18 protein-coding genes and 1 pseudogene are annotated in these 12773 nt (G+C 47.0%); 10 read left to right on the forward strand and 9 right to left on the reverse strand.

All coding sequences use genetic code 11. The features are described from left to right. The first annotated feature begins 165 nt into the window (after positions 1 to 165). From KNQ05_RS05620 to KNQ05_RS05630, 3 genes are read left to right on the forward strand one after another with little or no spacing between them, the layout of a single operon-like run. The gene (locus tag KNQ05_RS05620; RefSeq protein WP_214804647.1) at positions 166 to 600 is read left to right on the forward strand and encodes a MarR family winged helix-turn-helix transcriptional regulator; all 435 of its coding nucleotides are present in this window, start codon (positions 166 to 168) and stop codon (positions 598 to 600) included. 52 nt (positions 601 to 652) lie between these two features. Next, positions 653 to 1636 carry a ring-cleaving dioxygenase gene (locus KNQ05_RS05625; protein ID WP_088837070.1) on the forward strand — a complete coding sequence of 328 codons (984 nt, stop codon included), beginning with the start codon at positions 653 to 655 and terminating at the stop codon, positions 1634 to 1636. Positions 1637 to 1670: 34 nt separating this feature from the next. After that, positions 1671 to 2213 (forward strand): NADPH-dependent FMN reductase, encoded by a 543-nt coding sequence (locus tag KNQ05_RS05630; protein WP_088837069.1) that lies wholly within the window; start codon positions 1671 to 1673, stop codon positions 2211 to 2213. 144 nt (positions 2214 to 2357) lie between these two features. On the opposite strand, the gene KNQ05_RS05635 is transcribed toward KNQ05_RS05630, so the two are convergent. Continuing rightward, positions 2358 to 3653, reverse strand: coding sequence for a globin-coupled sensor protein (locus KNQ05_RS05635; protein WP_214804649.1), 1296 nt, complete (start codon positions 3651 to 3653; stop codon positions 2358 to 2360). Positions 3654 to 3881: 228 nt separating this feature from the next. Here KNQ05_RS05635 and KNQ05_RS05640 point away from each other — a divergent pair, with 228 nt between their 5' ends. Continuing rightward, positions 3882 to 4535, forward strand: a complete 654-nt coding sequence (locus tag KNQ05_RS05640; protein ID WP_088837067.1) for a homing endonuclease associated repeat-containing protein — start codon at positions 3882 to 3884, stop codon at positions 4533 to 4535. Between the two features lie 51 nt (positions 4536 to 4586). Here the strand turns inward: KNQ05_RS05640 and KNQ05_RS15655 are convergent, their stop codons facing one another. Genes KNQ05_RS15655 through KNQ05_RS05650 form a run of 3 tightly spaced genes read right to left on the reverse strand, consistent with a single transcriptional unit; the run spans position 4587 to position 5445 of the window. Then, on the reverse strand, positions 4587 to 4955 hold the full coding sequence (locus KNQ05_RS15655; protein WP_353048689.1) for an SRPBCC family protein: 369 nt from the start codon (positions 4953 to 4955) through the stop codon (positions 4587 to 4589). Positions 4956 to 4979: 24 nt separating this feature from the next. Next, positions 4980 to 5102 (reverse strand): SRPBCC family protein, encoded by a 123-nt coding sequence (locus tag KNQ05_RS15750; RefSeq protein WP_256445131.1) that lies wholly within the window; start codon positions 5100 to 5102, stop codon positions 4980 to 4982. Continuing rightward, positions 5095 to 5445: an ArsR/SmtB family transcription factor gene (locus tag KNQ05_RS05650; protein WP_088837065.1), complete on the reverse strand. Its 351-nt coding sequence runs from the start codon at positions 5443 to 5445 to the stop codon at positions 5095 to 5097. The genes KNQ05_RS15750 and KNQ05_RS05650 overlap by 8 nt, the downstream gene beginning before the upstream one ends. A 147-nt stretch (positions 5446 to 5592) precedes the next feature. On the opposite strand from KNQ05_RS05650, the gene KNQ05_RS05655 reads away from it, so the two are divergent. Further along, positions 5593 to 6450, forward strand: a complete 858-nt coding sequence (locus KNQ05_RS05655) for a LysR family transcriptional regulator (protein ID WP_088837064.1) — start codon at positions 5593 to 5595, stop codon at positions 6448 to 6450. A gap of 102 nt (positions 6451 to 6552) precedes the next feature. Here the strand turns inward: KNQ05_RS05655 and KNQ05_RS05660 are convergent, their stop codons facing one another. The 3 genes from KNQ05_RS05660 to KNQ05_RS05670 form a co-directional block, all read right to left on the reverse strand. Further along, a complete protein-coding gene (locus KNQ05_RS05660; RefSeq protein ID WP_214804651.1) occupies positions 6553 to 6924 on the reverse strand; it encodes a YciI family protein in 372 nt (123 codons plus the stop codon). 272 nt (positions 6925 to 7196) lie between these two features. After that, positions 7197 to 7664 (reverse strand): GNAT family N-acetyltransferase, encoded by a 468-nt coding sequence (locus KNQ05_RS05665; RefSeq protein WP_214765988.1) that lies wholly within the window; start codon positions 7662 to 7664, stop codon positions 7197 to 7199. A 16-nt stretch (positions 7665 to 7680) separates the two neighbouring features. After that, a complete protein-coding gene (locus tag KNQ05_RS05670; protein ID WP_088837061.1) occupies positions 7681 to 8118 on the reverse strand; it encodes an NUDIX domain-containing protein in 438 nt (145 codons plus the stop codon). Between the two features lie 285 nt (positions 8119 to 8403). Here KNQ05_RS05670 and KNQ05_RS05675 point away from each other — a divergent pair, with 285 nt between their 5' ends. Next, entirely contained in the window at positions 8404 to 9087 is a 684-nt protein-coding gene (locus KNQ05_RS05675) for an ABC transporter permease subunit (protein WP_214804653.1), read from the forward strand. A 2-nt stretch (positions 9088 to 9089) separates the two neighbouring features. After that, positions 9090 to 9992 (forward strand): ABC transporter ATP-binding protein, encoded by a 903-nt coding sequence (locus KNQ05_RS05680; protein ID WP_088837059.1) that lies wholly within the window; start codon positions 9090 to 9092, stop codon positions 9990 to 9992. A 121-nt stretch (positions 9993 to 10113) separates the two neighbouring features. Here the strand turns inward: KNQ05_RS05680 and KNQ05_RS05685 are convergent. Then, positions 10114 to 10227, reverse strand: a pseudogene (locus KNQ05_RS05685) (helix-turn-helix domain-containing protein); the annotation flags it as partial. 270 nt (positions 10228 to 10497) lie between these two features. On the opposite strand from KNQ05_RS05685, the gene KNQ05_RS05690 reads away from it, so the two are divergent. The 3 genes from KNQ05_RS05690 (at position 10498) to KNQ05_RS05700 (ending at position 12224) form a co-directional block, all read left to right on the forward strand. After that, positions 10498 to 10704, forward strand: a complete 207-nt coding sequence (locus KNQ05_RS05690) for a helix-turn-helix transcriptional regulator (protein WP_088838481.1) — start codon at positions 10498 to 10500, stop codon at positions 10702 to 10704. Beyond that, positions 10701 to 11396, forward strand: coding sequence for a DUF3169 family protein (locus KNQ05_RS05695; protein ID WP_088837058.1), 696 nt, complete (start codon positions 10701 to 10703; stop codon positions 11394 to 11396). The genes KNQ05_RS05690 and KNQ05_RS05695 overlap by 4 nt, the downstream gene beginning before the upstream one ends. A 384-nt stretch (positions 11397 to 11780) precedes the next feature. Further along, the gene (locus tag KNQ05_RS05700) at positions 11781 to 12224 is read left to right on the forward strand and encodes a hypothetical protein (RefSeq protein WP_088837057.1); all 444 of its coding nucleotides are present in this window, start codon (positions 11781 to 11783) and stop codon (positions 12222 to 12224) included. Between the two features lie 33 nt (positions 12225 to 12257). Here KNQ05_RS05700 and KNQ05_RS05705 read toward each other — a convergent pair whose 3' ends face one another. Next, entirely contained in the window at positions 12258 to 12764 is a 507-nt protein-coding gene (locus KNQ05_RS05705; protein ID WP_214804655.1) for a GNAT family N-acetyltransferase, read from the reverse strand. Between the last annotated feature and the right edge of the window lie 9 nt (positions 12765 to 12773).

Raw genomic sequence — 12773 nt, forward strand, 5'->3', positions numbered from 1 at the left:
GAAAAGCAAGTTCAAATTGTTTTAAGGCACCCTGTACGCTACAGGATGCCTCTTTTTATATCGTCAGCATGCAGAGAATCAAAACAATTGACGACGAAATCGGTAGATGTTATATTTATCTTGAATTAAAGATATTTGAACTAAAGACAAATTGAGGTGAACGACATGGAACAGTCGAATCCGAACTTAAAAGCGTTGACCGTCATGGTTCGGGCCGTCGATGTGCTTCATGAAGTGATCAAACAGGATGTTGCGAAGTTCGGACTAAATCCGACCGATTTTTCTGTCCTCGAGTTGCTGTACCATAAAGGAAGGCAACCGATTCAACTGATTGGTAAAAAAGTCTTGATTACGAGCAGCAGCATCACCTATGTCATCAATAAGCTTGAAAAAAAGAATTACGTCGTCCGGCAGGCGTGTCCGACTGATCGGCGCGTGACATTTGCCGAACTGACCACAGAAGGCCGAGAATTAATGGACACGATTTTTCCGGAACATGAGAAAGCAATCAATCAGGTGTTCGAAGGAATTGACCCGTCTGACATCGAAGCGTTGATTAACACTGCTAAAAAAGTCGGCTATCAGGCACAACACCATTAATTTTTTTAATAGATATCTCGAATTCGAGATAATAATCAAAGGAGCGATTTTCATGAATGAATTAAAAGGAATCCACCACGTCACGGCGATTACAAGCAGTGCCGAGAAAAACTATGCGTTCTTCACAAATGTCTTAGGGATGCGTCTCGTCAAGAAGACCGTCAACCAGGATGATATCCAGACCTATCATCTATTTTTTGCCGACGACAAAGGGTCAGCCGGGACGGATATGACATTCTTTGATTTCCCCGGCATCCCAAAAGGAACACACGGTACAAATGAAATCTTTAAAACTGCTTTTCGCGTCCCGACGGATGCAGCGCTTGACTACTGGATTAAACGGTTTGATAAATATGACGTCAAGCATCGCGGCATCAAGGAACAGTTCGGGAAACAGACGCTCTCGTTCGTCGATTTCGACGACCAGCAGTACATGCTGATTTCAGACGAGTTGAACGAAGGCATCGCCTCCGGAACCCCGTGGCAAAACGGTCCCGTTCCATTAGAATTCGCGATTACCGGTTTAGGTCCGATTCACATCCGGATCGCGGAATTCGACCGGTTAAAAGACGTCTTGGAAAAAGCGATGCTGATGCGGGAAATCGATCAAGCCGGTTCCCTGCATTTGTTTGAAATGGGTCAAGGCGGAAACGGCGCCCAGGTCATCGTCGAACATAACCTGTTACTGCCGAGTGGACGTCAAGGGTTCGGCACCGTCCACCACGTCGCGTTCCGCGTCGAAGACACGGCTGCCTTAACTGAATGGATCGAGCGGATGCAACAGTTACAATTCAACACATCCGGCTACGTCGACCGGTTCTTCTTCGAATCCCTGTATGCACGGGTCGCCCGCGGTGTCTTGTTCGAATGGGCGACAGACGGTCCCGGCTTCCTAGGCGATGAGCCGTACGAAACGGTCGGAGAAAAGTTATCCTTGCCACCATTCCTCGAATCCCAACGGCTACAGATTGAACAAATGGTCCGTCCGATTGATACCGTCCGAAGCACACGGACGATTGAAAAAGAATATCTTTAAGAAGGAAACACTACTTCAAGAGGAGGAAACGATCATGACAAAATTAAACATCGGCATCATCTTAGGCTCAACACGGGAAGGCCGTTTAAGTCCGCAGGTAGGCAGCTGGGTCAAACAACTGGCCGACCAACGCGGCGACGCCAACTATACGATCATCGACATCGCCGAGTACAAATTACCGCTGCTTGGTGAAAAGGACGGCGACGCAACAGGAGCAGCCGCCTGGTCTGAAGCAATTGCGGCGCAGGATGGGTTTGTCTTCATCACCCAGGAGTACAACCACTCAATCTCCGCTTCCTTAAAAAATGCCCTTGATTACCTCCGGGTCGAGTGGCATAACAAAGCGGCAGGGATCGTCTCCTACGGCTCAGTCGGCGGTGCGCGTGCGGCAGAACATTTGCGCGGCATCTTAGGTGAATTGATGGTTGCCGACGTCCGGGTCCACCCCGCTTTATCGTTGTTCACGGATTTTGAAAATGGAGCTGTGTTAAAGGCGGCATCCGTCCAGGAAACTTCCGTGAACCAAATGCTTGACCAGGTCATCCCGTGGGCGACGGCCTTAAAAACGATTCGCTGAGCACCGCATCGTGGTGAAACACCTATGCAAGCGCACTAAAAAAGCGACTCCGGCACGATACCGAAGTCACCTGATTGCTACTCTTTCATAGACGTAAGGCGTAGTTCCGAAGCGGGAGCTACGCCTTTTAGTTCGCAACTTCCGTCATAACGTCGTTGCGACTTCCTGCAGGTCATCCGCCGTCTCGGAAATTGATTCTGCGACGGTCCGCATTCCTTCGATTGTGCCGGCGACATCCTGGGTATCACTCGACAAGTCGACGAGTTGTTTTGAGACATGGATCGTCTGATTCGAAATCATCGTGAAGGCCGAGACGACACGCGCCATTTCATTCGTCGTCTGCGTGACTGACTGTTCCGTTCCCGCCATCTGACTCGAGACCGTCATCATTTTCGACGTGATTTCCTGCGCGATATCGGACGCTTCCGCGGCTGACCGTTTGCTTTCTTCCGCTAACTTGCGGATTTCCTGGGCAACGACGGTAAAACCGCGCCCCATCTCGCCGGCGCGTGCCGCTTCGATGGAAGCATTCAGACTCAATAAATTCGTCTGATCGGAAATTGCTGTTACCATCGCGGCGATCCGCTCGATTTCTTGCGACAAGAAGGCGAGCTGGGCGACCTGTTCCGTCGTCGCCTTCATGTCCGTGACGACGGCTTCGAAGCGTTGTGTCTCTGCTTCGACCAACTTGACACCATCTTCCGCCTCTTTGACGGCTTCTGCCAACTGACTTGAGATTTTCTCCGTCGTCATCGAAACGTTGTTCGCATGCCGCTCCATCTCCTGGAAACTCGCTGACGATTCTTCACTCATCGCCGCCAGTTCCTCGGTTGATTTTTGGACGGCGGCACCGACACGTTGTTTCGTCTCCAGCACACCTTGACGTTCCTCGTCGACAGTCGCTTCATACATCGTCAAAACGATTTGTTGTTCGAGATTGAATAACTTCCCGACAGAACGCAACATTTTCATCTTTTCGAGCTCCGGCCAAGTACTTCGTTCGACGTGTCCGCTAAAGACGTTTAATACATTCTGAAAAGCGGCGATGTACCACTTATTATGTAGGCCGATCTGAACATGACGCATGGCAATCCGTTGCCGTACCGCAATATAATCTGTCGTCACTTTACCTTCAAACATTTGTAAAATGTGCGTCGCAAGCGTCCCTTTTAACCGCTCAAGTGTCGAGTGCCGTTCAATCAGTTGCTTGAGTTCCGGCACACGGACGAGTTCTGCATAAAAGGCATCGACCATCTGTGGCATCCAGTCTTTAACGTCATCACGGATGACCCGGACGTTTTGTAAATCCTCGACCGTTAAATCAATCAATCGGAGTTGTTTCACCAAATCTGTCCCGAGTTCGAGCTCGACTTCGCTTGCGACCGACGCACGTGCTTTCTCAAAGTCGTTTCCTTGTCGGTTCGCTGACCACCATTTCATCATCCATTCCCCCAGTCATTCGTTCCCTCCCTAGTATCGGTTCATTTTCCAGATATTAAACGCTTTCAACACACTTTTTTCTTTTCTAGAACAAAATCATATGGATGATCGGCTTATCGTAGTCGTTGATTAATTATTTCCTTATCTTACGGTTTTGTTAGTTAACGAACCCGTGACGAACTGCTACACTAGATTTAAGTTTTTCACCACTTTAAGGGAGACTCCGCTATGCGAAAGACCACTCACGCACTTCAACCCGATTTGACGGACTATCAAAAAATTATCCGCTTGATTCAAGGACTCCATCATATTCACCCAGAGCCGATGAGAGCAGCACATTATCAAAAGCTCGCTGCCTATCTTCCCTATCCGCCACTCGAAGAACTCGAACAGCGTTTTGACTCCTGGACGAATTTATTGCAGGAAGCGGGTGTCATCACGGAAGGACAACTGACACCGGCAGAACTGTCGACATTGAACCGACCAAAACCAGGAACAGGACCAAAAAAGCGCTGGACGGTGGAACAAAGCATCGCTCATTACGTCGAAACATACGGAACGCGCGTGACGATTAAACGCTATTCCGACTTACGCGAGACCGAGCGTCGCATGGTCAGCAGCAATACGATCATCCGCCATTACGGGACGTGGAAAAATGCGTTGGAACAGTTTGCTTTGTCCTCAAACGGCTGTTTTACGAACGAAGACTGTCTCAATGGATTACGGCAAGCCGCGGACGAATTAGGTGATCGTTTGACGAGTCAGACGTATGCACGGTGGGCGCGCGAACACCATGCGCCTTCATTAACATTATTGATTGAACGGTTTTCGAGTTGGCGGGAAGCCGTCCGGTATTATGAAGCTCATGATTTCGAAGCGTGACGACCGTAAAAAAAGGACCATCCCGCTCGAGGATCGTCCTTCTTCGACTTATCATGTGTTTACGTTGACAGCTAACCAGTGGTCAAGCCGTTCTAATTGTGACGTGAACCCTTCTTTCATTCCCATCTCAAGAACTTGACGGACGGCTTCCGCTGACCCGAAGTCAGACCGGAAGATGACCCGCGTCTTTCCGTCAAGCGCTTCGAATGTCGTCTCATTTTCGCTTCCTGGCAAGGTTTCAGAAATCGTTCCTGCCTCGTCTGAAAAATAGTCGGCATGGGCATAACGGACCGGGGCGTCGATACTCCGGAAGATTGCTTTCCCCCATGACTCCATCCCGTAAAAGTCTCCTTGTGCCGGATCCAGACACCGCATGCAGTAATGCCAAATGCCGTTCGAGACGAACTCGAACTGTTTGATTTCCGTCTCCCAGCCGGCTGGTCCTCACCATGCCTCGAGGTGATCTTTTTCTGTGAAAGCAGAAAAGACCAGGTCACGCGGTGCATCAAACGTCCACTCCATGATTAAGGTTGATCCGTCAAGCGTCGTTTTCAACTTTTCAGTCATCATCCGTCACTCCTTCAGTTGGTTTTTCCTGCAGCTCTAAAAGATACGATTCAAGGCGTAACATCCGTTCCTCGACTTGTTGTTCGAATGATTGGCTCCACGCCGTCAGCTTAAAAAAAGTTTCCGGACGCAAATGATAGATCCGCCGATTACCGAGCGGTTTTACCTGAACGATCTCAGCATCATGTAGCGTCCGCAAGTGCTTCGAGACTTGCGGTTGATTTAAACTCAATCGCTCCGCAATCTCTCCGACCGTCAACGGTCCCCGTTTCAACAAGTCGACGATCGCAAGACGGTTTGCGTCTGCTAAGGCGACGATGATCTGTAACATCGGTTCTGTCATGGCTGTCACCTCTTCTATATCTTCTATATACCCAAAAAGGAATATTCCAAAAGAGGAATATATAAATTTGAGCGAATTGATTGTCGCCACGAGCGGTTCTGCTGTATCGTCAATCACAGTGAACGACGAAGAAAGCGTGGGATTTCAATGAAAACGGAATGGTTGGAAGCATTTCAGATGACGGCTGAAACAAAAAGTTTGACGAAAGCGAGTGAGCTGTTACATCTGACACAACCGGCACTCAGTAAACAGATTAAGAATTTAGAACACGATCTCGGTACAAACGTCTTTCACCGCTCGGCGACGGGGGTCGCTTTGACGCCAGCCGGCGAAATCGTTTATGCTCAAGCCTTACAGATTTTGTCGCAACTGAGCGACATGCAACGGCAAATCGACCAATTGCAGGGTCAGGTTACGTTCACACTCGGGTCATGGCCGAGTGTCGCGATGTCCTACTTGCCGCAACACTTGGCGCTCCATCCGTCGGCAAACGGTCCGGAACTCAAAATCAAGACGGCCCATACGTATGTCGAATTGATGGCAGGACTCGAGCAACACCATTACGACGGTGTCCTGCTCGACGACCGGAAAATCGACCATCCGTATCCGTCGACGCATCTTTATACGGAACAGTTTTTACTCTATTTCCACCGTGAAGATGAACGGTTTACGGGGTGCGACGACGTCCGGTTCGACCAGATTGAGGCTGCTTCGTTTCTGTCGTTACCGACCGACTGCGACTCGACGAACATCTTAAAGGCGGCGTTCCAGGAGCGCGGTGCCACTTATACGGCTGCTTCCGAAATGGAGTTCGGGTCAAGCGTGCTCGGTTTCATCCGTGCTAAGCTCGGGATTGCCATCTTACCGGAGATTTTCCAGGACGGGCTTCCCCCGGAAATCCGGACATTGCCGATTACAGGGTTCGATGTCAAACGTGAATTATCGCTTCTGACGCGTGACGCGACGCATCACAAGACATTGCTCGGTTTGATTGGTCATGACTAAAACGGATGATCCACTATACGAAAACAAAGCTCGAGTTCCCGTTGTGCTTCGGGAAGTCGAGCTTTGTTTTTACATATAACCCGGCAAGTGGCTAATTTGACCTTAAGCATCCTTGACATCAAGCAGCGGCCGCACTTCCATCCGCCAGCCGTACTGTTCCGCTTCTGCAAGTTGCGTCGTCGGATGGAGCAGCGCCAAGTCGACGGCCTGCTCCAAATCATCCGCTTCAAAAAGGATCAGGCTGCCGATTTGCTCCGCTTTACGCGTATCCGGTCCATCCTGCCGTTCAATCTGTCCATCAAGGAGCCGGGCATGTTTCGTCTCTTCCCCCGGACGCCATTCATACAAGACCTTCGTCTTTTCAAAAAAATCTTCAAGTGGTGGATTACAGCGTTCCATGACGGCATCGAGCTCTTCTTGCGAGGACTGATTCATCTTTTCTGCATCGTAATAGCCGATGAATAGAAAGTACATCCAATCCCTCCTAGTTCTAAGGCTCTCCTGACACGTCGCTCTTTAAAAAAATACCCTGATTTCAGTTGACTTACTCGCTCAAGTCCCTTATTTAACAGAAAAACCCCTTGTCTCCCTGACGGAAACAAGGGGTTTCTTATTTAATGGTAATCTTGCGTAACAGATACAGCGCGTACACCATTGACGGAATCGCCATGACGAGTACCGCAATACGCAACAATCCAAAAATAAAATTCAATTCTATATTATCCGTTCCTAGATCCTTCTTCCTATTAGTAATCAAGCGACTTCGCGACGACCTGCCGCGTTTTTTCAAAACCGATTCGCTCGTAGAAGACCTCGACCCCGTCGTTGCTCATCCAGTAATCCAGTTCAACCTTATGTATTCCCTGCTCACGTGCCCGCCGTTCAATGTCTTCGAGCAACAGGCGACCGTAGCCGTTCTGCTGTTTCGTATCCATGATACAGAGGTGATGGACACGGACTTTCGCCTCAGCAAACTTAAATGCACTCTCAGCACGTCTGACGTACTCAATCCACGCGTAACCGATTGCTTCATCCTCCACTTCAAGGACCAGGAACTGATACAGCGCTTCCCCGGCGATTTTCGTAAAAAAGGCACGGACGGCATCAACGTCGTACGGCTTAAAATGATGCGGCTGCTGACGCACATGCGGCTCATGGACGTACCGGTTGAGTCGTGCCAGGACGTCGACGTCCGTTGTTTCGATGATTCGCATCGATTACACTCCCGTCTTAATGTGTGATTTGCCCATTGAAGATATACGGCACCGTTTGTTGTTTCGTCAAGATGTGTTCATACTCCGGCTCGAGCTGCATGTAGCGGACGGCGTCCGGAATCGCAACCCATGTGATGTCTTCGATTTCATCCGGGAAGACGGTGCCGATGACACCACCGACGATTTCCGATGTGAAAAAGAAGAACAGGCAGTGTTCGTCGACTTGCGGGAAAAACGCTTCACTGACGTGTAACAGGTCTCCGACTTCGACGTCAAAACCGGTCTCTTCCTTCGCTTCGCGAATCGCTGCTTCCGGTAAGGTTTCACCTGCTTCGACCGTCCCGCCCGGTAGCGTGTAGTACGAATACGACGGGCCGATGTTTTTGACCATCAACAGCTGATCCCGCGTCTCATTGAATAAGACATTATAGACGATATTTTTCCGTACAGTCATTCCTTACTCCCCCCCCATGGACAGATGGTATTTTTTAACTTACTTACTATAACATATTCCATTTCAAATACAGCAAGGAGTTATCACAAAACGATAAAAGGTAAATTATCCCTAATACATAATGCTTATGGTACACTTATTCCATCTAAAATCAGGGTGTTGCCTTATCTGATAATACACTGGTGCAAACTTCCTGTTTTATTACGGACGACTAATAAGGTGAGCTGATTTTTAATTTTTTATCACATCCTGCACCCACTAACTCTTACTTAGAAGGAGCAAGCTATGATTCCAATCATTCGAAATGAATTTTTCCAGACGTTTAAAAGTTTTAAGTCCGTCGCAATCGTCCTATTTTTTACGTTAACCTCCTTTTTGACTGCCACTTATCTCGCGAACCATCCAGAACTGTTAGGAGATGGAGGCAATGACTCGGCTTATACATCAAGCATCAAGTTTTCAATTTTCTTTTTAGGTTTTCTGTTCGTCTTCGCTGTCTCGCATGACATCGTGAATCGTGAGCTCGATGATCAAACGGTTCGCCTGCTTGTCAGCAAAACGTCCCGTTTCAACATCATCGCCGGTAAGTTTCTAGGATCATTTTTGTTTTGGGTTTGTTCGATTTCCATCAGTTTTTTTGTTGTAACACTCTATGCCAAGTCCACATTTTTTCTTGATTACCTGACTGTCATCACAGTCCTGTTCTTCATCACTTGCTTAAACGTCTTGTTGTCGACAGTTCTTACTCGGCCAGGCATGACGATGTTCGTCGGTATTATATTGGGTGTTCTCTGTCCCGTCCTCGGGTTTTGGGCCGCTTTTTCGAACACCTGGTATTTGCTGTCCTTCAAGTATCTCTTACCGTATTATTATGTCGTCGCATCCGGCGGGTATCTCGTTGTTCCGTTTTTACTTGGTTTACTGTTTCTCGCAGCGTCATATTTCATGTTTAACAGAAGGGATTTGTAACGATGGTAGCAATTGAAGTGCGTGACTTACATAAGCAGTATGCGACAAAGGATGTCTTGAAAGGAATTCAACTCCGCGTCAAGCAAGGGGAAATCTTTGGTTTTTTAGGACGAAATGGCGCCGGCAAGTCGACGTTCATTCATATCTTGACCGGTATCACCCAGCCGACGCGTGGTTCGTTTACGATTTTAGGGGAAACGCATCACCACATGGATGCGATTAAACAGAAAATCGGGGTCATGCCGGATACGTCCAACCTCTACCAACACATGAAGGCACTTGATTTTTTGAAGTACATGGCGGCACTCAAAGGTGATAGAAGAAATACGACCAAGTTAAAAAAATTACTTGAACAAGTCGGGTTGCAGAATGTTGCCAAACAAAAAATCAAATCGTTTTCATTCGGAATGAAAAAGAAAATCAGCATTGCCCAAGCTCTACTCGGCAACCCGGAACTCCTTTTCCTCGATGAACCGACGTCTGGTCTTGATCCAGAATCCGCCATCGAAATTCAGCAGCTGATTGTCTCGTTAAAGGACCAAGGCAAGACAATTTTTCTGACATCGCATAATTTAACGGAAATCGAAAAGATTTGTGATACCGTCGCCATCATGACAAATGGTTTGATTGCAAAAATCGGGACAATCGCACAACTAAAACGCGTGGCGAACGAGACGATTCGTGTCCACCTTCGGACCAGTCCGTCACTTGACACGTCGATTTTACAGCATTGCAAAATAAACGACATCCGGTTCATCAAACATGAACAAGATTTTGCCGTTGTAGAAGTGAAAGAGGAAGAAGGTATTCCACTCTTGATTGAACAGTTGACGGCAGCGCGTATTAAAGTCTACGAAGTCAACATCGAAGCTATGTCTTTAGAAGATGTCTTCATGACGGTCTAGGAAACCCTCAACTTCTTACATGAAGGTGAGGGTTTGTTTTTGTAATGATCTGTCTTTCTAATATCCTACGTCTTCATATTTATCCAATCCTTGATAGATTGTTGAACTACCTCCACCTACGCTTCGCTAAGAAGTGGTTGAAGACGAAGCGCGAACAACCGACGGTCTTCGCGATCAGGATTTCCTGCTCTTTTGTCGGGTATGTTCTGAATTTGCAGGCCTTGTGTGTCAACATGATGTTCACATCCTTACAAAGGATATACCCGAAAGAGAGGGTGGCGATTCATCTCCCACTTTCACTAGGGCTTCACCCGGATCGTTTAGAAGTGGGCGTATTCTCGCCTAATTTTGATAAAGATCACGCTTTAAGTAATCATGCATGATGGCTTTTCCAAGCATATAGTTGCTCTAGAAGGAATAAAAAACGACTAATCCCTTTGTCTTTTTGACTAATATCATTGTCATCAAGACGAGTATTGGTTACAATTCAAGTGAGGTGAAGGAAATGAAATCAAGATTAAAGGAACTACGGGCACGCCATGGATGGAATCAGACAGAATTGGCAAAACGCGCCAACATCTCACGTCAGACTGTTAGTTTGATTGAACGGGAGGAATTCATGCCGTCGCTCTTGATCGCTACTAAAATTGCCCTAGTTTTCGAGACGACAATCGAGAATATTTTTCAATTCGACGAGGAGGAATTACTGTGAAAAAAACTCTACAAATGATCGTACGGATACTTGTTGGTGGCACCATTGGATTTTTCGTAATGTATTGGATTATGAATAGTCCGCTTGAAGGACTCGCCTTCTCACACTACAGTTTCATCGTAAACGGTCTACTGCTTGTGATACTGGTAGGATTACTTCTGTTTTCGCTGATTCGTTATCGTCAAATTCAACGTCTTCTCAACCAGTCACTGACGGGTGATGCTGAAGATGTGGCAGACCAACAAATGTATCGCTGGTTCAGCGATGGTACGCTGAGTTTAAACTTAACCCTCCCAATCAGTCTTGCTCTAGTCAGCGTAAATTTAGTACTCGATCAACAACTCCCACTAGTTGTGATTGGAACCACTTTGATTGTTGTCGGATTGGTCGGTTCAATCCATTTTCAAACGCTTGTTCAGCAGATGTATCCGGAACGGAACCTTCCTGACGTCAGTGAAACGGATTACGGAATGAAACTCCTAGCGGCATCTGATGATGGTGAGAAACATATCATGCTCGAAGGACTTTATAAAACACATTCTGTTGTTAACATGATGTTGATTGTCGGAATCATCTTACTGCTCTTTTATTCCTTGTTGACGTCGACCTCTCAGTTATTCAGTATTTTCGTGATCACCTTGATCTTAATCGTCAGCAATACAAAATATTATTTTTCGATTCGAAATCGTTAAAAGGAAAGGAAAATCATCATGCCAAAAAATTATTGCTGTCGTTCTGACATCAATTTTTGTTTCTAGCGTCTTGACATATTGGTCCTATACACCGATGTCGGAACGAGCAGACGATACGTTGTATACATCAGCAAGCGAATTATTCATCTTTCAACGGATTTAAAGATTTTTCTTCTGTCCGATTTACATTTATCTTACAAATATTTTATATGTACTATCAGGTGCCGTCATCGGAATAATTCTGATTTTACAGTTCACGAAAGGTGATTTTGATATTCCGAGTTCTCTGACGATTGCTGGATCATCAGCTATACTCTACTTCATCGTATCTTGGATAATCGAACGAACTGGGCGGCGTTCTACATAAGAAAAGGATGTTTTCGTATGTTCAACAAACTGATTGCCGCCGGACTGACGTCAATCGTAACATCGGGTCTGTTGACTCTGATTTTGTCCATCTACGCATTTTTCCAAGATTTCGGCGAAGATGTCTATTTTTCAGCCGTTGATCTTTTTTTAATCTACACCGTTTATTCGTTTCCAATAATTTTAATTTCAGGACTTATGGTTGACTTACTTATGAAACGAATCCTTTTGTTCTTTCCGACTAGTCGGAACACTTTTTTCATATCAGCTGTTCTCTATGGTTTGTCCGGCAGTCTAATTGCCCTAGCCCTCCTGCTGTTCAACCATGAGGGCAACTATGTATTCAGCGACCTCTATTTTTTGTTGCTCGCCATTTTGCTCGCCGGGTCATCGGCTTTCTGTTATTTTTGGACATCTTATCAGTTGCAACGAAAGCGACCGCTTACTCCCCCTAAAAAATGACTCCGCTCAACGGGAAAATTCGCTAAAAACACCTTACCGTCTCCAGCTGTAATGCATCAATTGTATCCGTTGACCGTCTAACACCGCTTCTTCTTTCTTGTCTATCGGCTCAAATCCGTTGTGCGCCAAGATTTTTTGTGAAGCGATGTTTGCATCCGTCGTTTTGGCCTGGACTTCATCAGTGTCGTGTTCCCGACATTGTCCGAGTAGCAAGCGGACGGCTTCTTTTGCGATTCCTTTTCCCGCATGTACTTGTCCGATCCGGTAGCCGAGTTGAGCAGTTTTTTCGATTTGGTTCCGGTCGACCAGATTGATCCGACCGAGAATTGTGCCGGCTTCGTCCTTGATCAGGTAAAAGAACGAACTGCCGTCTTGCTGTTCCTGCAGGAGCGCCGCGTGCCGTTCCTTAAACGTCTCCGGCAAGTAATAGGCGTCGCCCCGTGAAGGAATCGATTGTTCGAAGTAGAGACGGTTTTCGATTTCAAAGGCATATAGTGCTTCTGTGTCTTTCGCGGTACAGCTCGTCAGTTGGATGTTCATGTCATCCCC

This window comes from Exiguobacterium sp. s125, from assembly GCF_018618605.1.
GTDB lineage: Bacteria > Bacillota > Bacilli > Exiguobacteriales > Exiguobacteriaceae > Exiguobacterium_A > Exiguobacterium_A oxidotolerans.